Source organism: Paenarthrobacter sp. 2TAF44, from assembly GCF_052114885.1.
Classification (GTDB): Bacteria; Actinomycetota; Actinomycetes; order Actinomycetales; family Micrococcaceae; genus Arthrobacter.
The window spans coordinates 45,883-69,418 of record NZ_JBFRFP010000012.1 but is presented as its reverse complement, the minus strand read 5'-3'; the positions used below and the strand labels follow the sequence as shown (position 1 = coordinate 69,418).

Genomic DNA, 23,536 nt, shown 5'->3' with positions numbered 1-23,536 from the left:
GCCGAAAGGGCCGTTGCCCCTCCAGGAGGAGAGGTCAACGGCCCTTCTTAATCAGGCTGTGTCAACTATTTACCGGGCATTAGCTGCTCGGCGAAGGCGACGGTGTGGCGCTTGGCGTAGCACTTGGCGTCGCTGTCGGTTCCGGCGTTATGCCGAGACGGGTTTCGGCGTCGATCGCCCTCTTGAGAGCCTCGGAGAGCCTGGTCTGCTGCTGGCCATAGGTGGCGAAGTCTCCCTTGGCCAGAGCTGCCTGGCCATCCACGATTGCCTTGTTGGCGTCGTCCAGAGCTGCCTTGAGATCAGCCTTGGCATCAGTCGGGCCGGCCGGGGGCGTTGTGGTCCCAGGCGGGGTCGCGGGCGTCTGGCCATTGTTCTGGAAGTCGCCTGCCTTGGCACCGGAGTTGCCACCGAACAACTGGTCCAGGGCCTCGTCCAGTGTCGCCGCAAAGCCGATCTTGTCGCCGAAGGCCACGAGCACCCGCTGCAAGGTGGGGTAAGACGTCTCTCCTGTTGACTTCAGGTAGACGGGCTGAACATAAAGTAGTCCGCCACCCACGGGCAGGGTCAGCAGGTTGCCGTTCAAAACATCCGAAGCACCCTGACGCAGCAAGTTAAGCGCCTGGGAGACTGTGGGATCAGAGTTGAACTTGTTCTGCGCCTGGCCTGGGCCAGGGACCTGGGTGTCCGTTGGAAGTTGCAACAGCCTTAGCTTGCCGTAGCTGTCCGCTTTAACCCCCTTGACATTTCCGGCATCTGAATCCGCCGCCAGGAAGCCATAGAGGATATTCCTTGCGTTCCCGTTGACTGTTTGCGGAATGAAGGACGACGTCAGTTGGAACGCAGGCTTGTCCTGGTCAGGCATCTGCAGAGACATGTAGAACGGCGGCTGCTTGACGGCTTCCGAAACTGTGGGGTCGTTCGGAACACTCCAGGCATCGTTGTTCTGGTAGAAGTTGTCAGGGTTGGTGACGTGGTAGCGTCCGAGAAGTTCACGTTGGACCTTGAAAAGGTCCTCCGGGTAGCGGACGTGACTCATGAGTTCGCCAGACATCTCTGTGTAGGGCTTGATAGTGGCAGGGAACACCTTCTGCCAAGCCTTCAGGAGAGGATCCTGGTCATCCCAGGCGTAGAGCGTGACCGAACCGTCATAAGCGTCAACAGTCGCCTTGACCGAGTTCCGGATGTAATTGACGGAGCTGTTAGGCAGCGTCACCGTCCGGCCTGCACTTGTCTGCGAATCAACGGTCGCATTCTGCAACTGCTGCGGTTGGGAGTACGGGAAGTACTGGCTGGTGGTGTAACCGTCAACGATCCACTTCACGCGACCATCGACGACGGCCGGATACGCGTTGCCATCCACGGTCAGGTACGGAGCGAGCTTCTCAACCCGTTCGCGGGGATTGCGGTCATAGAGAATCTGGGATTTCTCGTTCACGCCATCCGAAAGCAACAAGTCCGAGGACTGGAATTTGATGGAGTACAGAATCCGGTTGAGCCAGTTGCCCACAACGGGCCCGCCGTTGCCGGTGAAGGTGTATTGCGTCTCTCCCCCGCCTTCGCGTCCCGCTGGGCGGTCTTGTTCGCGATGCTGGGCACCTTCCGGAGCGCCAACGATCGAATATTCGGGAGAATTCTCGCCGAAGTAGATGCGTGGTTCGTATGTTGTGTCATTGCCGAGAACGCCGTTGGACGGAATGCCCGATTGCAGGAATTCCGGCTTGCCATCAACCGTGAACTTATTGCCCTTCGCTGCGACCACACCGTAGCCGTGTGTGTACACGATGTGCCGGTTGACCCAGGTCTGCTGGTTTGCGCTCAGGCCATCCGGATTCAGCTCGCGAACAGCGATGACGGTGTCCTGTACTTTTCCGTCCACCGTGTAGCGGTCCACGTTCAGCGTCTGGGGGAATTGGTAGTACGGACGGTACTGCTCAAGCTGGGCGAACGCCGAGGAGATGAGATTCGGGTCCAGCAGGCGGATGTTGGCCGCGGTCTGGGCGTCCTTTGCCAAAGCTCCGCTTGTAGCAGTTGTTGTGGCGTTATAGGCCGAGACATCAATCTTGTCCAGGCCGTAGGCTGCCCGGGTCATCTTAATGTTGCGGTCGATGTACTCCCTTTCCAGGGTGTTCTCCGAGGGACGCACCTGGAATTGCTGGATAACCCATGGGTACACGCCACCAGCCAGGATGGCGGTGATGATCAGCATGGCTGTACCGATTACTGGCAAGCGCCAGCGGCCGATAACCGCAGCGATGATAAAGAGGATCGCAACCAAGCCGGCAGCAACCGCCAGGATGGCCTTCGTGGGTACAACGGCATTGACGTCCGTATACAGTGCACCCGCCCACCGTCCGGATGAGCTTTGCACCGTTGAGTACCTGTCCAGCCAGAAATTCACGCCAAGCAGCAACAGGAAGAATGCACCCGTCACGGCAATGTGGATCTGCGCGGCACGGCTTGTGAAGACACCACGCTCCATGAGCCGGATGCTTCCGTACAGGTAATGAGTGAGGATGCCCGCAATGCCAGCCACTACGGCGATGCTGATGAGGAATCCGGTAACAAAGCCAAGGAACGGAAGCGACATCAGGTAGAAGCTGATGTCCAGATTGAACAATGGATCCGTTTGGCCAAAGGGTTCCTGGTTGAAGAAGAGGAGGACCTTCTGCCACTGGCTGGCGGCGGCGCTTCCGGCAAAGAGTCCGAACAGGATAGGCAGGCCGATCATGACGACCCTGCGGACAGGCTCAAGCTGGGCCTGGTAGCGGTTGAGGTTGTCACGTGACTCAGCATCCGGAGCGTAGACCGGCCGGGCGTGGTACGCGATCCTGATGGCAAAGTAAACGGCAGCGAACATCATGGCGAAACCGACCAGGAAGGTGACGATCCGGGCGAGGTTCTCGCGGACATAAACTTCGAAGAAGCCGAGCTGTTGGTACCAGAGGACGTCAGTCCACACATTGGCGAAGAAAATGAATCCAACGACGGCCACTGCAACGACGATGAGTGTCGGAGTCAGGGCACCTCGTCTCAGCGGCGATCTTCCGGGCGGGTTGGAGCTGGCGGGACGGGACAAACTCTGTACCTCATTGGTGGTCGTCAGTTAAAAGTCGGTGTGCGTGTGTTCGACGATCTCTGCCCCTGGGCGATGGCGGAGTCCGTCATATATGCCACGAGTGGCGGTGGAGCTAAGTTCCACCGCCAGTCTAGTTGTTGGCGCAGGTGGGAAGGCCCGCCGTGTCTTGTCCTGAACCGAGTCGTTCCACTGCCGCGGTGGCATCGGCCAGCGTTTCCACCTTCACTACCTGCAGGCCATCGGGAATATGCCCTACGACGTCGGCACAATTCGCCGCCGGAGCCAGGAACATGGTGGCTCCATGCTGACGCGCTCCGATCATCTTCTGTGCAATGCCGCCGATGGCTCCCACTGCCCCATCAGCCGTGATGGTTCCGGTCCCTGCCACGTGCTTTCCTCCTGTGAGGTCCCCCGGCGTGAGATTGTCCACGACGCCGAGGGCAAACATCATTCCGGCGCTCGGACCCCCCACATTGTCCAAGGAAATTTTCACGTCAAAGGGGAAGGTGAAGTCGCTGCCCAGGAGAATGCCCAGAACGTAGCGGCCAGCGGGATTCTTGGTGGGCGTTATCGTTTCCGTGACGGCAGAACCGTTCCTGTCCACCACGACGGCCACCGGGGCGCCGTTTCCGGCTGCCAGTTCAGCCTGGACCAGGCTGAGGGAGGAGATCGGTTTTCCGTTAATGGAGGTCAGCCGGTCTCCTTCCTGAAGTTTCCCTGCTGACGGAGACGGGTCCGACAGGCCGGCAACCTTAAGCCTCTGTTCAAAAGGGATGTCCAATTGCCGCAGTGCTGCGGCAACAGCGTTTTCCTGCGAAGTCTCCATGGCAATCTCGCCTTGCTGGACCGTCTCCTCCGCTGTGGTGCCTTTGGGATAGATCAATTCCTCGGGATAAACGGCTTTCGATTTGTCCAACCAGGCGCGAAAGACCTCGAAAATAGTTGCGGGAGTCTTCGGCCCGCCCGTCATCACCACCGTCGTCAGGTCCAGGTTCCCCTTGGCTGGGTAGGACTCATGTCCCGAAATGCTGATGACCGGTTTGTCGCCATCCTGCCCCAGCGTATTAAAGGTCGGTCCGGCAGACTCAACAACATAGGGAACCGGCAAAGCAGCCGCCCCGATCCCAAGTCCCAGGGCCAAGAGGCCCGAAACCACCATGATCATGTACCGGCCGCTGCCGGGAGGTTCCGGAGATTCGGGGGAGGAATCGGCGTCGTGCGTTTGACGCGGGTCGAGCGAGCCCTCCGGGCTGGGCGAAGTAAGCATTGAGGCCTCTCTTTACCGGCACTATGCGACCGGTATTTTGGCTCCTGCCGCTGGCCGCGGCGACGGGCACATACCAAACATCCACATTACGCGGTTGGACGTTGTGGGGATGCTTTGCCTACAGCGAACGACGCCGCGCACAGGCAGACAGCCTTCCCACCGCGCGGTACGGTGAAAGTGATCACCAGCCAGTTCGACGATCGGCGGCACCATGACTTCCAATCCCAACAACCCGTCAGATGACGATGAGACGCCCAAGGACCCGCTGGCGGAAATGCTGCAGAACCTGATGGGCGGCCAGGGCATGGGCAACATCGATCCCGCCGAACTCGCCAAGGCCGCAGGGCTGCCCAACGATCCCCAGCTCCTGCAACAAATGTTCGCGCAGGTCCAGGCCATGATGAGCTCAACGTCCGAGGGTCCCGTGAACTGGCAACTGGCCCATGAGAACGCTCGACGCGTTGCGGCTTCCGGGAGCGATCCCTCGGTGAACGCCCAGCAGGCCCGGGACATCGATGAAGCGCTCCGGCTCGCGGAACTGTGGCTGGATCCGGTAACAGATCTTTCCGCTACTGGACTTATCGGCCGTGCATGGTCCCGCGCGGAATGGGTTGAAGCAACCCTTGGAACGTGGAAGCGGCTGACTGAGCCAGTTGCCAACAGCATCGCCAATGCCTTGTCCAACGCGCTGACCCAGCAGATGCCCGAGGAAATGAAGTCCATGATGGGTGGCGCCTCGTCCATGCTGCAGAATATGGGCGGCGCCATTTTTGGGATGCAACTGGGACAGGCGATTGGCGCACTCTCGGCCGAGGTAGTCAGCTCCACGGACATTGGTGTTCCCTTGGCTGACCTGGAGATGGCTCTGCTCCCGGCCAACGTCGCCAAGTTCGGCGAAGGACTCAGCCTCCCCGAAAATGATGTCCGGCTCTTCCTCGCCGTCCGCGAGGCAGCCCACGCCCGGTTGTTCGTGCAGGTGCCGTGGCTTCGCGGCCACTTGCTCGGCGCCATTGAAGCCTATGCGCGAGGCATCCACATTGACATGTCCCGAATCGAGGATCTCGCCCGGGATCTGGATCCCGGCAATCCTGAAGGAATCCAGGAGGCCTTGTCCCAGGGTGTCTTCACTCCGGAGCGGACGCCAGTGCAGACCGCCGCTCTTGAGAAGCTCGAAACGGCGCTTGCCCTGGTGGAGGGGTGGGTAGATGAACTCAGTGCTGAAGCCACGGACAAGGTACTGCCCTCGGCTACCGCCCTGCGCGAAACTGTCCGTCGTCGCCGTGCCACCGGCGGTCCCGCTGAACATGCTTTCTCTTCGCTTGTGGGGCTGGAACTGCGCCCACGCAGGCTTCGCGAGGCCGCTACTCTGTGGGCGACCCTGAAAGAAGAACGCGGTATTGCTGGCAGGGATGCCATCTGGCACCACCCTGACCTGCTGCCCACCGGGGAAGACCTCGACGATCCGAAGGGCTTCTCCGAACGCCGCAGGCTCGCCGAGGCCAGCGACACCGAAGTTGACGATGCTCTGCAGAAGCTCTTGAGCGGTGGCTACGATGAGCCCGCTGAAGCCACATCGGAGGACGAAGACTCCCAGGATGAAGGCTCCCAGGACGACACCGGGCCTGACTCGGGCAGCGAAGACCCGAAGTCACCGTCCACTTAATACTCATCGTCCACCTAAAGTCAGCAATGGTCGCCATGGATTATGGCGACCATTGCCCTCTCTAGCCCGTCGGTTCCGGTTCCGTTCCGGCGGCTTGGTTGGCGTCACCGCTCATCCCACGGGACGTCGCGAACGCGACCCCCTCCAAGAATGCTTTGGCGCGCTGTGTCTCCGGGTAGGCCTCAAGCAAGCGCCAAAACTGCGCGTTGTGTCCAGCTACCAGCAAATGCGCCAACTCGTGCAGGAGCACGTAGTCGATCACCCATTGGGGCATTGCCTGAAGCTTGTTGGAAAGCCGGATGGTTCCATCCGCTGGAGTAGCCGAACCCCACCGTGAGTTCTGGTTGGTCACCCAGCGGACCGACGTCGGAACCGCCCGTCCTCCGAGGTAGGTCCGCGAAAGGTGCGCTGCTTGCTGGGCAAGTGCCTCGTCCGTAGCAGGCCTGCGCCGATCTGGTTTACCCGCCCGGCGCTCACCTTGCCTCTGCAGCTTCGCAAGCATGCGCCGCACCCACTCGCGCTCCTGCGATTTGGTAAAGCTTGCCGGAATCGCGACAACGGCATTACCGTCTTCCCAAAACGCTGCTACCGTCCGCCGCCTCCGGGCTGAGCGCCTGACGACTACCGGAGCGCCGTCGTCGGTGAGCATCTGAACGTCGGGCTGACCGGCTGTTGAACGCGGCATCAGAGGTTGGTGCTTTCTGCGAGGACGGCGAGGACGGCTTCTCCGTAGCGCTCCAGTTTGGACGGCCCTACCCCCGCCAGTCCAGCCAATTCCTCCAGCGACGCCGGCCGGGCTTCGGCTATTGCCGTTAATGTGGCATCAGTGAAGACAACGTAAGCGGGAACGTCGGCAGATTGCGCTTCATCGCGCCGCCATTGCCTCAGGGCGTCGAAGGTCTGTTCCTCGTACGTGGGCGGGCATTGGTTGCAGCGACCCACCTTCCTCTCTGCCCCAGAGGCAAGCATGCTTCCACACACCCTGCACGACGCCGGTGCCGCAGCTTTGCGGCGCGTGGAACCTGCCCGGCTCCTGGCGTTCGCGGACGCCACCGAATCCGGCCGGAGTCCATCGAGGAAGCGGGAGGGCTTGCGGTTGGCACGGCCACCGGGAGTACGCGCAGAGGACCACGACAGGTTCAGATGTTCACGCGCACGGGTGATCCCGACGTAGAGCAGCCGGCGTTCTTCGTCGACGTCCTCCGGAGTGTCCGCGAAGGAGATAGGCATGAGTCCTTCGCTGAGGCCCACCAGGAACACGGCATCCCATTCAAGGCCCTTTGCCGAGTGAAGGGAGGCAAGGGTCACACCTTGAACCGTGGGAGCATGCTGGGCAACCGAACGTTCCTGGAGCTCGTTGACGAACTCAGCCAATGTGAAAGACTCTCCGCGGGTGACTGACAACTCATCAGCCAAGGCCACCAAGGCAGCCAGCGATTCCCAACGCTCGCGAAGGGCTCCCCCGCTGTGCGGCGCGGCTTCGCTGTAGCCAAGCGAAGCAACGATGTCACGGACAATCTGGCCCAAGGGCTCCGGAGCGCCTTCCGCCACGGCCCTGGTTGCAGCCCTCAACTGCAGGATCGCATCCCGGACCTCCTTGCGCGCGAAGAACCTCTCTCCGCCGCGAAGCTGGTAACCGATCCCAGCCGACGCCAACGCTTGCTCGTAAGCTTCGGATTGCCCGTTGGTGCGGAACAGTATGGCGATCTCGCTCGCCTTGACTCCCGTGTTGAGTAGCTCCTGGATTCTGCCGGCAACGACCGCCGCCTCCGCTTCGTCGTCCGGACATTCCATGAACCGAGGCTCCGGGCCGGCCGGCCTTTGGGCGACAAGCTTGAGCGGAGGCGCCCACGCCGCATCGGCAACCGGTCCGCCACTTCGCCGGGACCCGAGGAGATCATTGGCCAGCTTAACGACCTGTGGCGTGGACCTGTAGTCACTGATGAGCTTGACCACGGTGGCACCTGGATAGTGTGCCTTGAAATTCAAGAGATGCTTGGGCGAGGCCCCCGTAAAGGAGTAGATGGTCTGGCTGGCATCGCCCACCACGCATAATTCGTCACGGCCACCCAGCCAGAGATCCAGGAGCCGCTGCTGAAGCGGGGAGACGTCCTGGTACTCGTCGACGACGAAGTGGCGGTATTGCTCCCTGACCGTGGCTGCCACTTTGGGATCCTCCTGGAGGATCCCAACGGTAATCAGCAGGACGTCTTCGAAGTCAATGACGTTGCGGTCAGTCTTAATATCCTCGTACGCCTGGAACACCCTGGACACAGCCGTGAGGTCGAAACCACCCGGAGTCCCGCGTCCTTGTGCATTCTCCAGGTAGTTGGCAGGTGTGAGCATAGAGACTTTTGCCCACTCAATCTCTGCAGCCAAGTCCCTGATGGACGCGCGATCGGTGCTGAGGCGAAGCCTGCGTGAGGCCTCCGCGATCATGTTCGCCTTGTGGTCCAGCAGGCTGGGCAGGGTGCCGCCGACCGCCTGAGGCCAGAAGAACTGTAATTGCCTCAGGGCCGCGGCGTGGAAAGTCCGCGCCTGGACATTGGCCACGCCAAGATCCCGAAGCCTGCTGCGCATTTCGGCCGCCGCCCTGGCTGTAAAGGTCACGGCCAGCAGCCTCTGAGGCGAATACACCCCGGAGTGCACTCCATAGGCGATGCGATGCGTGATGGCGCGGGTCTTGCCTGTGCCCGCACCTGCAAGTACGCACAGAGGGCCTGTGAGAGTGCTGGCTACTTCACGTTGCTCATCATCCAGGCCGCTGAGGATTCGCTCCTCGAGTGAGCCACCGACGTCGAAAATTCCTCCTGTCACGGCTGGAGGTCTTCGATGACGCCGCCGTACCAATGCTCAATCAACGAGCGCGCGATCGACAAGCGCGTGGAGATGGTGATCTCGCCACTCAACACGGCCTCCTGCAACTCTTCCCGGCTGAACCACCGCGCTCGGGTGACCTCGACGCCGTCGGGGCGGGCAACGGCGTCGTTCGTTATTGCCGTAAAGCCCAACATGAGCGAGGCAGGGAAGGGCCACGACTGCGAACCGAGATACTGGCATGCAGTAACGCGGACACCTACTTCCTCGCCAATTTCGCGGACAACAGCCTGCTCAAGCGATTCCCCGGGTTCAACAAATCCAGCGAGGGTGGAGTAGTTCCTGGCGTCGGCAGGCCCGCCGCCACCCAGCAGAAGCCGGCCATCAGGGCCAACTACAGTAACGATGATCGCCGGGTCTGTGCGCGGATAGTGCTCAGAGTTGTCCTTGGGACACCGGCGCACCCAGCCCCCGGTTTCGATATCGGTCGGGGTACCGCACTGCGGGCAATGGGTATGTGTTGCGTGCCAGTTGGAGATGGCGCTGGCTTCGATGAACAGGGCGGTGTCAGTAGCATCGAGACGTCCGGCAACTTCCCGGAACCCTGCCCACTGCGCATCGGAAGGGATCAGGGCTGTCCCCGGAACGGGCGGTTCAGCAACTGTAAACAGCAAAACAGGAGTACCCTCGGCCACGGAAGAAGGCCGCAAGGTTGTACCCAAGTAGATAGCCGTCAGGGCGCCAGTTTTTGCCTCGCCGAGGGCCGCCCACAGCGGGCCAGCGTCCCCGAACCAGAGGCCGTCCGTGTTCACCAGCGCCTTGCGTTGGGAAATAACCATGGCCTTGGCCTTGCCAGAGACGATGAGGTCTTCAACCATGCCAGGCTTCATGCGCTCACTGGAGCCTCGGTCCACCAACGCCGGGCGCACTGGAAGAACAGTTTCCATCAAGTGGTTGGCCAGCGCCGGAGACTCCGCATAACTCATGTATCTACCGTACTGATTCGCACCGACAAAGAACATTTGGATGGGCCGCTTGTGCATATCCTGGCATTGCCGGCCGCTGAACTGAACCGATGATCCACTTCGGCCTTGTTTTCATGCGGATCTGAAGACTCGCCGCACTGCATCATGGCCACAGGCGCCAGTCAATCTACCGTGGAAGACGTGAGAAGAACACCGCTCGAACTGGCCGCTGTAGCAACCGCGGCGGTGCCCGGACTGGCACCGACGGCTACAGCCTATTCCCCCGACGACGACGCCGACTTCGATTCGGCGTTGTTGCTCGACGCGGAAGGCAAGCGCTGGCGCGTCCGTTCGCCGCGCCATCCCGAGGCAAGTACCCGCCTCGAAACGGAATTCATGGTCCTGCGGGCCTTCGCGCCCGGCATCCGTGCCGAGCTTCCTTTCCATGTGCCAACCGTCGCCGGCACAGTCCGGCAGGGCGCCCTCACAACGTTCGTGTACGCCCATCTGCAAGGTTTCACGCTGTCCATTGACGAACTATCCGCTGGCAGCTCGGCTTTGGCCCGTGATATTGGCAACGCCCTTGCCGCCATCCACGACCTCCCCCTGGCACTGGTCAACAACGCTGATCTGCCCAGTTACTCGGCCAACGAGTTTCGGCAGCGCAAGCTCAACGAATTGGACCAGGCGGCCACTACCGGCAAGATTCCTGCCATTTTGCTGCGGCGCTGGGAACATGCCCTGGAGGACGTCGCCCTCTGGCGATTTAACCCCTCGGTGGTTCATGGCGACCTCCATGAAGACAACCTGATGGTCCAGGACGACACTGTGACGGCCTTAACAGGATGGACCGACCTTCGCATCGGGGATCCCGCCGATGATTTTGCTTGGCTGGTAGCGTCCAACGAAGCCTCGTTCGTTGAGGCCGTGCTAAGCCGGTATACCGAAGCGCGCCGGGACACGCCGGACGCCCATCTGCTTCGACGGGCCGCTTTGCTGGCTGAATTCGCGTTGGCTCAGTACCTGGTGAAGGCAATGGCCGTTGGGCACGAGGATATGACGTCGGAGGCAGTATCAATGCTGCAGTCCCTCGCAGACGACATCCAAGAGCAAGCCCGGCATGACCAGGCCGTACTTGCCGCAGAGCAGGCAGCAGCAGCTGAGGCGGAGGCCGAAAAGGCAGCACTACAGGATGCCTCGAATCACTCCATCCACACCCAGCAGCCTGCTGTTACAGTTGTGGCGATTCCCGACGCCGGCACCTCAGTTTCAGCGACGCCCCTAGCTCCCACGTCTTCGAAGGACGTCCCCCACGCCGGATTGCCTGACGCCCAAGCGCCTGGCAAGGAAGCGCCTGGCAAGGACGCGCCTGGCAAGGAAGCAGCATCAGACTCGGATGCCGAAACCAGGTCCGATAAGTTGGCGGAAGAACCCACCTCCCGGCCTCAGGATGACGCGTCGACTGCAGCTTTGAACGTTGTCAATGTGACACCACTGCATGCTGGCGAACGTTCATAGACCAGCGTTTCCACACCGGGGTTCCGGGCGAGCTATCCAGCGCTCCTTCTAACTGGAGTCCCCACCCGATAATTCGTTCTTGAGGGCCTTGCTGATGATCTGCTCAAGTTCCCCGGCACTGCCCAAGTCATGCGGACGCACGACAGCATCCTCTGCAACGTAATAGAACGCCGCGCTGACTTCCTCCAGGGGAACGCCCTTCAACCTCGCCCATGCAAGCCGGTAGACAGCCAGTTGCACGGCTCTCGCTGCGAGCTGTTTGCCCGCCGGCCGGCGACCCGTCTTCCAGTCAATGAGTTGCCAGCGCCCGTCCGCGTCACGGAAAACGGCGTCGATACGTCCGCGGACCACCACCTCACCGATCCTCGTTTCCACAGGCACTTCCACAAAGGCTGGAGCCCGATGCGCCCACTCGGATTGCTTGAACGCTTCAACCATGTGATCCAAGCCGTACGCTTCGTCGATATGGGCATCCGAGCCAGGTGCTTCGTCGATGTCCAACATGCCGGTTGTTCCGAAGTACTCCTCCACCCAGGCGTGGAAGGCTGTGCCCTTTCGGGCCGAAATGCCTGGTTCGCGGGGCACGGGCCGACGGAGTTGGGCCAGCACAGCTGCAGGATCTGAGCCAAGGTCAACAAACAGGGACGCCGAGATATGGCTGGGCAAGTGCACGTCCTGATGAAGTTTTCCCTGGAGCCGGCGATCCAATAGCAGCTGGGCTTCGTGTGACCAGCGCCCCGGGTTGCCTGTCAACTCTTCCGGTGATGCTTCGGAAGCGGCTCCCTCCATGAATTCAAGTACCTGGGCTGCAGCCCGGTCCATGGCGGCCCGGCGGCCGGGAACGAGCCTGATACGGGCTCCGGTACGCGGATCGGACGGGCCTTCGAGTGGATCATAAGGAAATTGAGCCACTTCCAACGTTGCTGTGAGCGGACTGCTATCGGGCAGTGATTCTTCGGCTACTGATTCAGGGTGGACCACAACGCTCCGCCCGGCCACGACAGCGAGGGCATTCCCGGACGAGGAGGGCACTGCCGCGAGTGGCGCCAGCTCGGATAGGAACGACGACATCCCTGCCATACCGGACCTGGACCCATTCCACGCGGAGCTGGATACCATCAAAACGAACTTGGCCCGGGTGTAGGCGACGTATGCAAGCCTGCGTTCCTCGGCTTCGCCATGATGTTGAACTTCCGATTTGAAGTCCTTCTCTGCGTCCAGCCAACCCTTTTGGTCCTGCTGGTCAAGATCCCACTGCGGCAGATCGGCTCGGTCACCCCGCAACGGCCATGGCAAGGCAGCTGCACCGCTGCTCCACCTTGAGTCCCTGTTGCTGGGGAAGGAACCCGCGTTGAGCCCGGGGACAAAGACGACGTCCCATTCCAGCCCCTTGGAGGCATGGACGGTCAGGAGTTGGACTGCTTCCCGGTTGGTTTCAAGAGGGGCAATATCCAGGCCACCCTCTTCGGAGGCCGCAGCTTCCAGCCAGGAGAGGAACGCCAGGAGGTCGATCCGCTGCGACGTCTGCAGGAATCCAGCGGCTGCGTCCTGGAAGGCATCCAGGTTTCGCCGTGCTTGATGAATGCTCACTCCCGGCTTTGCCGCCACCTCGATATCCAGCAACATGGCACGCTCAACTTCGCCGAGCAGTGTAGTCAGGTCATCACCGATGTACGTTCGAAGGGAGCGCAATTCCTCAGACAACCTCGTCAATCGTTGCAGGGCTGAAGGGCTCAGTGTTCTCCCATGTCCGGATGTCCAGCCCGGCCGCGGCAGGAAGTCAAGGGCTTCCACCAGGCGTGCGGCGTCAGTGATGTCGCTTTCCATCACGACGGCAGCCGGGTCTTCGTCGGCGACCTCAAGGGTGTTGCCAGGTCCTGACCTCCGCTTGGCCAGGAAACGGGACCAATCGTTGAACGCCATGAGGTCCGCTGGTCCAATGCGCCAGCGGGCTCCCGCCAGGAGTCGCATCAAAGCATCGGAACGGCCAGGATCAGCCAGGACCCGCAGCGTTGCCACCAAGTCCACGATCTCAGGAGTGTCCAACAGACCGCCGAGGCCGACGATCTCATAGGGAATTCCTTGGAGTTCGAATTCCCTCCGAAGGCATTCCATCTGCGCACGTCGCCGGCACAGAACCGCCATGGTTGGCTTGACCGGAGTACCGTCTTTCTCTTCCTCGAAGACAGTCCTCTGGTAGCGCCGGATGTCGCGGGCAATAGCGCCAGCCTCGTCTTCGTCAGTGCCAAAGCGACCGATAACAACGCTGCCTTCGGCCGCGGCCGGACTCGGCACCAGGGGCGGAACAGCAACGCCACCTGCATTCCCTCTCTCCCCCGCCGGACCGTCGGTGGCCGCGGCTTTGTTCAACGGGGCCGCAATTGTGTTGGCCGCTTGGAGGATGTTCCGGCCGTTGCGCCAAGCCGTGGTCAGGTAAGACGTCGGGGCCACAGAATAGGCCTCGCCGCCTGACTCTTGGTCGTTGTGCCTCACAGGGAACTCCTGCACAAAGTGGAAGAGCTGCCCCGCCGAGGCACCGCGGAATCCGTAGATCGATTGGTTGGGGTCCCCTACCGCGGTGACGGCATGGCCGAGACCGAAGAGGCGCGAAAACAAGACAAGCTGAGCATGCGAAGTGTCCTGGAACTCGTCCAGCAGCACCACCTTGTAGCGTGCCCGCTCAGTGGCCGCAGCCAATGGTATTTCCCTCGAAATGCGGGCCGCGAGTGCCACGAGGTCCCCGAAATCCAGCACTCCCCTTTGCCGTTTTGCATCCTGGTACCGGAGAACCATGTCTGCGACGCTGGCCCGGGTCCGTAGCATGGCAGCGAGCTCGCCTGCCGCCTGCGTCGGGTTCTTCTTTGCGCCGGCCACATAAGGGAGCTGTTCGAAGGACTGAACGCGCTCCAGCAACCAGTCCCGGACGGCGGCCGGGTCCTGCAGGTGTTCTGCGCACTCACCCGCGAGCTGGATGACGGCATTGACGAGCGTCGACTTTGCCGCGGTGAAGTGCTCATATTCGCCGTCGTAGGCCTCAACGACCTCGCTTGCCAACTGCCACGATTGCGCGGCACCCAGCAGGACGACGTCACGCTCGATGCCCAATCTCAATCCATAGTCCGAAACAATTCCGCTCGCGTAGGAATGGTAGGTGGACACCTTGGGCTCAAGGTCATCGGCACCCAGAAGCCCCTCAGGGAAGCCGATGCTGCCATCGTCCTCGCCTGCTATTCGCTGGAGGGTGGCCAGTTTGGCCCGGATTCTGCTGGCCAGCTCGCCGGCAGCTTTACGGGTAAATGTCACACCGAGGACTTCCTCGGGCCGGACCCAACCATTGGCCACAAGCCACACAACGCGGTCTGCCATGGTGGCCGTCTTCCCCGAGCCCGCGCCAGCTATCACAAGGCGCGGAGTGAGCGAGGAAGAAATAATGCTGGCCTGCTCTGCAGTGGGATGGTTCTTTTCGCCAAGAATGTCTGCCAACTCGGACGGGGAGAACCTGGGAACAGGCAGCCCGGACACCACATCCAGGATTTCGGCGTCCCTGGTTTCGGATCCTTCAAGAAGATCGGTAGTCATTCAGTGACCTGCTTTCCTCTGGCGCACAGTGGGCAAATATCGGGTAGACGGCAGCCATGTCCGCCGTGTCCCCCTTTGCTCGGATCGTGCCGGGCCTCGAACGTTGCGCCGGCCATGAGTTCCGCGGCCTCGTTGACCAAAGCCTCTGCCCAATTGTCGTCAGGCTCGAGTGGATCCTGTTGTTGAACCCCGGGGCTTTTGGTCTTGGTTCCCAGCTGTGCAAGGACGGCCCCACCGGGAACAGGTTTGTCGAACTCCCCCAACGTGCCCGCATCCTCAAATGCACCTTTGAGAACCGCTGCCTGGTACGCTCCCAGCTGAGGGTGCCGGGCCACTTCGGCCTTGCCCGGCTGGCGTTTTCCGGTCTTGAGATCGACGATCACCAAACGGCCTTCGGCGTCGATTTCCAAGCGGTCAACCTGTCCGCGAAGCACAGCGTGCCGGGTGGCTGTGGAATCATCCGCGCCTTCCTCCAGACATGCAGAAGGAAGGTGGACGTCAGGAAGTTGGACTTCGAAGTCGTGCTCCACCGCGAGCAGGCTCCGGCCTTCGCTGCGCATGATGAGCACGTACTGCGCTAACTTGCGAACCATCAGTTCCGCGCGCTGGTAATCGAGCTTGCCCTCCCAATTGTCCTTCATGCCAAGGGTGGGCCAGCGGCGAACGAGTTCGGCAACGTACTGCGCACCCGAAGCGTCCGGCAGCTCCTGTGCAATGGTGTGGACCAGTGTGCCAAGGCTCCGTGCGAAGTCGGTGGCAGCTTCTCCCCCGGCCGCTTGCACAAACCAGTCCAGGGGGGACTTGTGGACAGCCTCCACCTTGGATGGCGACACGGATACAGTGCCTCCCGCCGGGACCACCGCTTCCTCGGAGCTCAAGGGAGCCAACCCCCACCATGTATCCGGATGGGCTCCCGCTACTGGTGGATCAACAGACGCGAGGCGAGCCAGCACCCGCGCTGCTTCGCGCGCGGTGGACGATTCGCCGTCGTTCTGATCCTCAGCCTGGGCATGCTGTCTCAACTCAGCTACCAGCGCACGCAGGGTCATTGGACGATCTACCGGGGTGTAGTCACGCTTGTAATCGCCGGGAGCCAAGGGGGCTACATAATCCAGGAAGGCCGATGGTTGTTCGTCCTCGGAGGAGACTGCCGTGCAGATGAGGACCTCCTTGGCGCGCGAGACCGCTGTGGAGAAACTCCTGAGTTCGTCGTAGCGAATGTCCCTCAGCCTGCTGAGTGGTCCGCGGCCCAACGCGTAGTCAACTCCATGCTCCACGGCGTCCGCAAACAGGGTACTGCCCAGGAGTTCACCACGTAGACGGGTGTTCGGCCAGACACCTTCCTGCAGGCCGGCCACGATCACCACAGGCCATTCGCGCCCGGCAGCACTGGCCGGAGTCATGATTTCCACGCATTCCTCAAGCTGGGCCCTCGCCGCAAGTGTGTCCATCGGAAGTTCCTGGTTCAACAAGTAATCGAGGAACTGTTCCGGGCCAGAGCCGGGCAGTTGATCCACAAAACGCTCTGCTGTGTGGAACAGTGCCATCATGGCGTCAAGGTCGCGGTCAGCGCGGGCCCCGGCACTCCCTCCTTCCAAGGCGGCGTCAGACCAGCGCGAAGCCAAGCCCGTGGCATGCCACAGCGCCCAGAGGACAGATTCCGCATTGGCCCCCGGCTCGGCTGCTGCGGCGGTGCCGGCAGCGATCATCCGTGCAAGCCGCCGGGCAGGGTTCCCTTCAATCCCCAACGACGCCAGCGCTCCGGGTTCAAGCAGCGCTTCTACCAGCAAAGCGTCACTGGATCGACCGCCGCCCCCCAGGAGCTCCTCGCGCCGGAGAGATTGACGGAGGCGGCGCAGCTCAATGGCGGAGGCTCCACCAATACGCGAAGTCAGGAGGGAAACAGCACTCTCAGGAGTGAGCTTGGCCGGGTCAAGGATGACAGCGAAGACCTCCAGGAGGGGTCGGACGGCCACCTCGTCCCGTACTGCGGAATCAGCCACCGGAACACGCACGGGGATTCCCTGCCCGTTGAGGTAACGCTGGAGCTGCGAGATCAATCCACCATTGCGGACAATGACGGCGATGTCACCAAACTCGCGGCCCTCACGCAACTGGGCTTCCAGAATCCGCTGCGCAACATACCGAAGCTCATGGACAGGAGAAGGAAGCACATGCGCTTCCACCCGCCCACCGTTGCTGATTTCATCAGCGCTTTCGATGGACTCCGGCTGTTCTAGGCGCCTGGCCCGTTGGCCTCCGGATCGTTGGGAGATACGTGCGGCAACCCTTGTCCAGGCCTCCGCCACCTCGGGTCGGTGACGATGCGTGATCCACAGTGGCCGCTCAAGAACCCCGTGGCTTCCTTCGAGCAGCAAGGGCAGCTCGGCGACAAGGTCGGGCCGCGCTCCGCGAAAGCCCTGTACCACCGTGTCAGGCGAGTATGTAACTACGGCGTCCTTGCCCTCTGCAATATCCGCGAGGAGTTCAAACACGGCAGGATTGGATTCCTGGGCGTCGTCCACGAGAACCAGCTGCAGGCGGTCGCGCTCAGCGGCCAGGAAAGCCGGCGAGTCCTGAAAAATCTGGCGCGCCGTGGTGATGATCCCCGCGGGGTCGAAGGCCTCGGGCATTCGGAGGTCCAAAACATCCCGGTACTCACCGTAGAGCTCGGCGGCTGCCATCCAATCCGGACGCCCACATTCATAGGCGAGGCCCACCACGTCCTCTGCAGTGCGGCCGGCCTCGATAATGCGATCAAATAATTGGCGGACCTCGTGGCGGAAACCACGGGTGGGCAGCGCTGCGGAGAGGTCCTCTGGCCAGGGCAACTGGTGCCCTGGGCGGGAATGGCCCTCCAGTAACTCTTTGATGATCAGATCCTGTTCCGGTCCGGACAGGAGCTTGGGCGGCCGGGGCAACGGCAGGACGCCTTCCGCTTTGGCGCGCCGGATGACGTCGAACGCGTACGACGCCCAGGTGCGTGCCGGCGTCGTACTGAGGCTCCGGTCCAGGCGACCGGTGAAGGTGTCCCGCAAGGCGGCCGCGGCGTGTCGGCCAGGGGCGAGAATAAGGATCCGTTCGGGATCCACGCCGTCTTCATTAACCCGGCGGACCGCTGATTCGACCAGCACTGTGGACTTTCCGGTGCCCGGACCTCCAGGGACCAGCACAGGTCCGCCTCCTTGCCCGACTGACACCACCGCACGCTGGTCCGTGGACAGGTCAGGTGCCGCGTAGTGAATCTCGCGCGGCGGAAGCAGGCGGAGGGCTGCCGGGGCTTGGCGGGTTTTGGTAGCTGTTGCGGTCACAAAGTCATTTCATCATCGGGCACCGACAAAATATGGAGCTGACGCTCCAACTGGTCCGAGATCACATCAATAAGATCGAAATCAGCATCAGTTGGCGCCCATCGTGCAGTGCCAAGGTCCACGCGCCAGCGGCCCTCACCTGTTCGCAGGAATTCCTCAAAGGCGCCGTGCAGGGGCGTGGACTCCTGTACATAATGGCGCAGGGCTTCTGCCTCGTGGCCGGGCGGGGCATCACCGCTAGCCCGTAGGACACGCCACCAAGCTACGGAACTGCCGTAGTGGCTCATCACCGCGCCCACTTGCCTGGGTCCGCCGGCTCCAAGGAGTTCTGCGACGTCACCATATGACACGGCCGTGCCGGGCGGAACAAGGTCCACGACGGCCAGTACCGCCGTCACATACTCCATCCGCATGTGCTCCAGCGTAGCCGCAGGAGTGTCGTGCCCAGTACTGTCAGTGCCAGCCGGTAGCGTGAAAACATGAGCTCCTGGAATACCCTCCCCCGCGCTGCCTTCGACCTCGAAACCACAGGGAAGAATTCCCGTTCCGCCCGCATCGTCACGGCTTCAATCACTGTGGTGGACGCGCACGGACAGCTCATCAAAGAGCATGAATGGCTGGCGGACCCCGGGGTGGAGATTCCGCTGGAGGCCAGCGAGGTCCACGGAGTGACCACCGAGAAGGCCCGCGCCGAAGGCCGCCCGGCGGCCGAGGTCACCCGCGAGGTGGCCGCCGTTCTTCAAAAATTGTTCGACGACGACACCCCGGTCATTGCATTCAACGCCAGCTACGACTTCACGGTGCTCGCCGCCGAGTCAGCACGGCATGGTGTCCCGCAATTGACCCGTTTCCCGGTACTGGACCCATATGTGATGAACAAGCAGGTGGACCGGTACCGTAAGGGCAAGCGCACCTTGACAGCTTTATGCGAGGAATATGGTGTGAACCTGGACAACGCCCACACCTCCGCCGCGGACGCCTTGGCGACACTGCGCGTTTTGGATGCCATGGCTGGCAAATTCCCCAAGTTGCAAATGCCGGCCTCCAAGCTGCACCATTTGCAGGTGGACTGGGCCGCATCCCAAGCTGCTGACTTCCAGCAGTATCTGCGGCGAAGCAAGCCCACCGCTGTCATCGAAGGCGAGTGGCCCGTACTGCCACCCGAGGACGCCAGTCGAGGCGGCTTCTGAGGGGGTTCCAGCTCCAGACCAGCCGGAGTTGGGACGCAAGTCACAAGAATCCCGAAGCTCCTTCAGCACGAAACTTGCGCGCAGGGATTCCATCTCTTTGCCTATCGCCGGAATAGTTCGGCGAGGTAAGGCGTCCTCCAGAAACTTTATTCGTAATAAGCGAGCCAGAGCAATCACTTGTTCGATTCACAGCGCTTCCGTGGGCTGGTGACATAATTAAGTTTGGCGGGTTGAAGTCTGCTAGGGCAGCCATCCCCATACTTGCTGCCACGTTCCCCGCCCACCGCGAACGTCTCTGTGACCCGACGAAAGTGATTTCTTCATGAAATTCAAAGCCCTCAAGTGGCTGTCTGCTGCTCCCGTAGCGGCGGCCCTGGCGATCTCCTTGGCAGCATGCGGCGGAGGAACCTCCCAACCCAGCGGCTCGCCCACCGATGCCCTCGCCGGCAGCGACCAGCAGACCCTGGACAAGTACACCACTGCGGACGTCAAAGCGCTGGACAAGATCGACAAGTCCAAGCTGGGCCTCGTCACCGATGGCACGCTGCGTGTTGGTACCCTGTCTGATGCACCGCCGAACATCTTCATTGATCCTTCGGGCAAGTTCACCGGTTATGACAACGAGCTCCTGCGCGCCATCGGCGACAAGCTTGGCCTGAAGGTGGAGTTTGCCTCGACTGACTTCTCCGCCCTGCTCTCGCAGGTAGCAAACAAGCAGTTCGACGTCGGATCCTCCTCGATCTCCACCACGGACGCCCGTCGCAAGACCGTCGGCTTTACCAACGGCTACGACTTTGGCTACATGGCCGTTGTGACCAAGAACGACGCCAAGGTCACCGGCTTCGCCGACCTTAAGGAAGGCGTCCGGATCGGCGTCGTCCAGGGCACCGTCCAGGATGACTATGTCACCAACACGCTCAAGCTCGAGCCCGTGCGTTTCCCTGATTACAACACCGTTTATGGCAACGTGAAGAACGGTCAGATCGACGCTTGGGTGGCTCCCTCCCAGCAGGCTTCCGGCCAGGTCAAGGACGGCGACGGTACCAAGATCGCCGAAAAGGTTGTCAACACGCAGAACTTCACGGCTTACGCTGTGAACAAGGACAACCAGCCCCTCCTCGATGCCCTGAACGCCGGCCTGGACGCCGTTATTGCTGACGGTACATGGACCAAGCTCACCTCCGAGTGGTACAAGGATCGTCCCACCGCGGCCGAGCAGACTCCGCAGGGCTGGAAGCCGGGCAGCAAGGCCGTCCAGATCCCAGCCAAGTAACCCGGGCGTTCCATGGATATCCTCAAGCAACTGGCTGACACCTTCCTTGACTGGGAGGCGATGGGCGAAGTCATTCCCAAGATGTTTGCCGTCGGCCTGCCGAACACCCTGGTGCTCGCTGTCATTTCGGGCATCATCGGGACCCTGCTGGGCATGGCCCTGGCCCTGATGGGGATTTCCCGGAACGCCGCGGCCCGGTGGATTGCACGCATCTACACGGACGTCCTCCGCGGACTTCCGCCCGTGCTGACCATTCTGGTCATCGGATTCGGCTTTGGCCCCATCATCCGTGAACTGACTGGTTCCACGAGCCCCTACCCGATGGCCATCGCAGCATTGTCTTTGATGTCCGGGGCATACATCGGCGAGATCTTCCGCTCCGGTATCCAAAGCGTGGACAAGGGACAGCTCGAAGCGTCCCGTGCCTTGGGGTTCGGCTACAGCGCTTCCATGCGCTTGGTAGTGGTTCCCCAAGGCATCCGACGGGTGCTTCCTGCCTTGGTCAACCAATTCATTGCCCTGATCAAGGAATCCTCCCTCGTCTTCCTCTTGGGCCTGCTGGCCACGGAGCGCGAGATCTTCCAGATAGGCAAGGACGCGGCTGCGACCAGCGGCAACCTCTCGCCTTATGTGGCTGCGGCGATCTTCTACCTGGTACTCACTATTCCGCTCACGCACTTCGTGAACTGGATTGATGCCCGCTTCCGTTCAGGCAGGCCTGAAAAGAAAGAACCGGACGATGCCGCGGCGGTCGTCGGGAAGGGAGCCCACGCATGAGTGAATTTACATCCGGCACGTTGACGGCAAGAAACATCCATTTGTCGTTCGGCACCAACCATGTCCTGCGGGGAATCGACCTGCACGTTGAGAAGGGCACCACGGCTTCGGTCATCGGCCCCTCGGGTTCCGGCAAGTCAACGCTGCTCCGCGTGATGAACCGACTCATCGAACCTGACCAGGGCGACATCCTGTTGGACGGCCGTTCCGTCCTCAAGGACAATCCCGACGAGCTCCGGCGTCGCATCGGCATGGTGTTCCAACAATTCAACCTCTTCCCCCACAAGACGGTGGCCGAGAACATCTCTCTGGCGCTCCGTAAGATTCGTGGACTGTCAAAGGAACAGGCACGTGAGGAGGCCTTGGCCCAACTGGACCTGGTCGGCCTCAAGCACAGGGCCGATGCCCGCCCTGCCAACCTTTCGGGTGGCCAGCAACAGCGCGTAGCCATTGCCCGTGCGCTTGCCATGAAGCCCGAGGTTATGTTCTTTGATGAGGCCACTTCCGCGCTGGACCCGGAACTCGTCAAGGGTGTACTTGCCCTGATGACCGATCTCGCGCAGGGAGGCATGACCATGGTGGTGGTTACCCATGAGATGGGCTTCTCCCGCAATGTCTCAGACGTAGTGACGTTCATGGACGCCGGCGTAGTTGTGGAATCAGGTCCGCCGGAGCAGCTGTTCAACAGCCCCCGGACAGAGCGGCTCCAAGGATTCCTCTCGGACGTCCTCTAGTCCCCCGCAAGGCAGCCAAACAGCAGACCCCGCCTCCAGACGGTCGCCCCAGTGGTGAAAAGTCATGGAGGCGGGTTTCCTGCATTAAGCGCAGCTGCGGTCAGCACCGGCCAGTCTCCGCGCCCTTGACTTATTTCCAGCATTACTTCCCTGGTTTCACCGACAACACCGTCAAGGCCGCAGCATCTACCTTGGTACGGAAATCCGGCTCGGACTGTGCTTTCTGGAGTACGGCGTCATACATAGCCGGGATGCTTCCCGGGTCCGCGCAAACCAGCATCGTGCCGCCCGCTGCGAAGAAGTTGATGGCACGGTCCGCGGTGGTCCACGGCTTCAACTGCGCTGCACTACAGACGTCATCCGAGAGGATAATGCCCTTGAAGCCAGCGTCCCCGCGAAGCATCTGCCCCATGACCACGGGCGAGAACGGCGCAATGTTGGCGGGGTCGATTTGGTCGTAGTAGGCATTGGACACCATGACCCATTGCACGCCGTTCGTAATGGCTGTGCGAAATGGCTCCAAGGCGGGATCATTCCGCGTGGTTTCAGTGTCCCTGACGTTCTGGCTGACATCGGTGTTTGGAATTACCCTGCCGAGGCCTGGAAAGTGCTTCACGACCGGTGCCACCCCCGCGTCCTTCATACCTTGGGCAACAGCGTTTCCGAGGTTGGACACTTGCCCCGGCACATATCCGTACTCGCGTTGGAATTGTCCGATCGGTGCATTGGAGGGCGCGAATTCAGGGCTCGTCACAGTATCAAGGACCGGAGCCAGATTGACGTTGACGCCAGCGCTAAGCAGTTCCTTTCCCCAAACGCTGGCGTCTGCCCGCAGCTTCGCGGGACCAGCTCCGGCTTGCACCAACGCGGCAGGGATGGTGGAGAAACCCGGACCAGCCAGGACCTGGACGTATCCACCTTCCTGGTCTGTGGCCACGAAGAGAGGCAGCCCACCGGTAGTTTCGGCGGAAACTGTCCTGGTAAGGGAGGCCACGACGGCAGCTGTGGCAGCAGCCCCGGCCTTGCTGCGACCACTCAAGTAGACGTTGCCTGCGTGGTATTTGGTGAGTGCTTCCATGGTGCCTGGCTCAGCACCCGTCGCCTTCGCGGCAACCATGAAGAGCTGCCCCACGCGTTGTTCGAGACTTAACTTGGCAAGCTGTTGTTGCGCCGTGGACAGTGCTTCAGGGGTAGGTGCTGCCGAAGGTGGCCGGGAGTCCGTGGGTTCGGTTGAAGCCCCGGAAGCGGACTTGGACGGAACAGGGGTCCTCGTGGGCGAAGGGGTAGTTGCAGATGGTGAAACGGGCGAAGTCGTTGGGCTCGCGGTTTCATTTCCATTTGAGCAACCAGGCACCATTGTGACCAG

Annotated in this window: 15 protein-coding genes; 6 read left to right on the top strand and 9 right to left on the bottom strand. The window is 61.5% G+C overall.

What is annotated here, in order from left to right; genetic code table 11:
* Positions 1–79: 79 nt before the first annotated feature.
* Together AB4Z15_RS13440 and AB4Z15_RS13435 are read right to left on the bottom strand one after the other, a co-directional pair.
* Positions 80–3,076: a UPF0182 family membrane protein gene (locus tag AB4Z15_RS13440; RefSeq protein WP_442017672.1), complete on the bottom strand. Its 2,997-nt coding sequence runs from the start codon at positions 3,074–3,076 to the stop codon at positions 80–82.
* Positions 3,077–3,206: 130 nt separating this feature from the next.
* Positions 3,207–4,343, bottom strand: a complete 1,137-nt coding sequence (locus AB4Z15_RS13435) for a YlbL family protein (RefSeq protein WP_442017671.1) — start codon at positions 4,341–4,343, stop codon at positions 3,207–3,209.
* Positions 4,344–4,554: 211 nt separating this feature from the next.
* Here AB4Z15_RS13435 and AB4Z15_RS13430 point away from each other — a divergent pair, with 211 nt between their 5' ends.
* Entirely contained in the window at positions 4,555–6,006 is a 1,452-nt protein-coding gene (locus tag AB4Z15_RS13430; RefSeq protein WP_442017670.1) for a zinc-dependent metalloprotease, read from the top strand.
* A 61-nt stretch (positions 6,007–6,067) separates the two neighbouring features.
* On the opposite strand, the gene AB4Z15_RS13425 is transcribed toward AB4Z15_RS13430, so the two are convergent.
* Genes AB4Z15_RS13425 through nudC form a run of 3 tightly spaced genes read right to left on the bottom strand, consistent with a single transcriptional unit; the run spans position 6,068 to position 9,809 of the window.
* Positions 6,068–6,691: a M48 metallopeptidase family protein gene (locus AB4Z15_RS13425; protein WP_442017669.1), complete on the bottom strand. Its 624-nt coding sequence runs from the start codon at positions 6,689–6,691 to the stop codon at positions 6,068–6,070.
* A complete protein-coding gene (locus AB4Z15_RS13420) occupies positions 6,691–8,823 on the bottom strand; it encodes an ATP-dependent DNA helicase UvrD2 (protein ID WP_442017668.1) in 2,133 nt (710 codons plus the stop codon). Before AB4Z15_RS13420 ends, AB4Z15_RS13425 begins: the two co-directional genes overlap by 1 nt.
* Positions 8,820–9,809: an NAD(+) diphosphatase gene (gene nudC / locus AB4Z15_RS13415; protein WP_442003733.1), complete on the bottom strand. Its 990-nt coding sequence runs from the start codon at positions 9,807–9,809 to the stop codon at positions 8,820–8,822. Before nudC ends, AB4Z15_RS13420 begins: the two co-directional genes overlap by 4 nt.
* Positions 9,810–9,989: 180 nt before the next feature.
* On the opposite strand from nudC, the gene AB4Z15_RS13410 reads away from it, so the two are divergent.
* On the top strand, positions 9,990–11,306 hold the full coding sequence (locus AB4Z15_RS13410) for a macrolide 2'-phosphotransferase (RefSeq protein ID WP_442017667.1): 1,317 nt from the start codon (positions 9,990–9,992) through the stop codon (positions 11,304–11,306).
* A 48-nt stretch (positions 11,307–11,354) separates the two neighbouring features.
* On the opposite strand, the gene AB4Z15_RS13405 is transcribed toward AB4Z15_RS13410, so the two are convergent.
* Genes AB4Z15_RS13405 through AB4Z15_RS13395 form a run of 3 tightly spaced genes read right to left on the bottom strand, consistent with a single transcriptional unit; the run spans position 11,355 to position 18,609 of the window.
* Positions 11,355–14,885: an ATP-dependent helicase gene (locus tag AB4Z15_RS13405; RefSeq protein ID WP_442017666.1), complete on the bottom strand. Its 3,531-nt coding sequence runs from the start codon at positions 14,883–14,885 to the stop codon at positions 11,355–11,357.
* Positions 14,882–18,196, bottom strand: a complete 3,315-nt coding sequence (locus tag AB4Z15_RS13400; RefSeq protein ID WP_442017665.1) for an ATP-dependent helicase — start codon at positions 18,194–18,196, stop codon at positions 14,882–14,884. The genes AB4Z15_RS13405 and AB4Z15_RS13400 overlap by 4 nt, the downstream gene beginning before the upstream one ends.
* On the bottom strand, positions 18,193–18,609 hold the full coding sequence (locus AB4Z15_RS13395) for an MGMT family protein (RefSeq protein ID WP_442017664.1): 417 nt from the start codon (positions 18,607–18,609) through the stop codon (positions 18,193–18,195). The genes AB4Z15_RS13400 and AB4Z15_RS13395 overlap by 4 nt, the downstream gene beginning before the upstream one ends.
* 66 nt (positions 18,610–18,675) lie before the next feature.
* Here AB4Z15_RS13395 and AB4Z15_RS13390 point away from each other — a divergent pair, with 66 nt between their 5' ends.
* The 4 genes from AB4Z15_RS13390 (at position 18,676) to AB4Z15_RS13375 (ending at position 22,170) form a co-directional block, all read left to right on the top strand.
* Entirely contained in the window at positions 18,676–19,386 is a 711-nt protein-coding gene (locus tag AB4Z15_RS13390; RefSeq protein ID WP_442017663.1) for a 3'-5' exonuclease, read from the top strand.
* Between the two features lie 322 nt (positions 19,387–19,708).
* Positions 19,709–20,659, top strand: coding sequence for an ABC transporter substrate-binding protein (locus AB4Z15_RS13385; protein WP_442017662.1), 951 nt, complete (start codon positions 19,709–19,711; stop codon positions 20,657–20,659).
* Positions 20,660–20,671: 12 nt separating this feature from the next.
* Entirely contained in the window at positions 20,672–21,436 is a 765-nt protein-coding gene (locus AB4Z15_RS13380) for an amino acid ABC transporter permease (protein WP_442017661.1), read from the top strand.
* Entirely contained in the window at positions 21,433–22,170 is a 738-nt protein-coding gene (locus AB4Z15_RS13375; protein ID WP_442017660.1) for an amino acid ABC transporter ATP-binding protein, read from the top strand. The genes AB4Z15_RS13380 and AB4Z15_RS13375 overlap by 4 nt, the downstream gene beginning before the upstream one ends.
* Before the next feature lie 142 nt (positions 22,171–22,312).
* Here the strand turns inward: AB4Z15_RS13375 and AB4Z15_RS13370 are convergent, their stop codons facing one another.
* Positions 22,313–23,302 carry a glycoside hydrolase family 3 N-terminal domain-containing protein gene (locus AB4Z15_RS13370; RefSeq protein WP_442017659.1) on the bottom strand — a complete coding sequence of 330 codons (990 nt, stop codon included), beginning with the start codon at positions 23,300–23,302 and terminating at the stop codon, positions 22,313–22,315.
* Positions 23,303–23,536: the final 234 nt, after the last annotated feature.

Coding starts and splice junctions, on each gene's coding strand:
- AB4Z15_RS13435 (WP_442017671.1), bottom strand. CDS start 4,343: ATGCTTACTTCGCCCAGCCCGGAGGGCTCGCTCGACCCGCGTCAAACG.
- AB4Z15_RS13430 (WP_442017670.1), top strand. CDS start 4,555: ATGACTTCCAATCCCAACAACCCGTCAGATGACGATGAGACGCCCAAG.
- AB4Z15_RS13425 (WP_442017669.1), bottom strand. CDS start 6,691: ATGCCGCGTTCAACAGCCGGTCAGCCCGACGTTCAGATGCTCACCGAC.
- nudC (WP_442003733.1), bottom strand. CDS start 9,809: ATGAGTTATGCGGAGTCTCCGGCGCTGGCCAACCACTTGATGGAAACT.
- AB4Z15_RS13405 (WP_442017666.1), bottom strand. CDS start 14,885: ATGACTACCGATCTTCTTGAAGGATCCGAAACCAGGGACGCCGAAATC.
- AB4Z15_RS13395 (WP_442017664.1), bottom strand. CDS start 18,609: ATGCGGATGGAGTATGTGACGGCGGTACTGGCCGTCGTGGACCTTGTT.
- AB4Z15_RS13390 (WP_442017663.1), top strand. CDS start 18,676: ATGAGCTCCTGGAATACCCTCCCCCGCGCTGCCTTCGACCTCGAAACC.
- AB4Z15_RS13385 (WP_442017662.1), top strand. CDS start 19,709: ATGAAATTCAAAGCCCTCAAGTGGCTGTCTGCTGCTCCCGTAGCGGCG.
- AB4Z15_RS13380 (WP_442017661.1), top strand. CDS start 20,672: ATGGATATCCTCAAGCAACTGGCTGACACCTTCCTTGACTGGGAGGCG.
- AB4Z15_RS13375 (WP_442017660.1), top strand. CDS start 21,433: ATGAGTGAATTTACATCCGGCACGTTGACGGCAAGAAACATCCATTTG.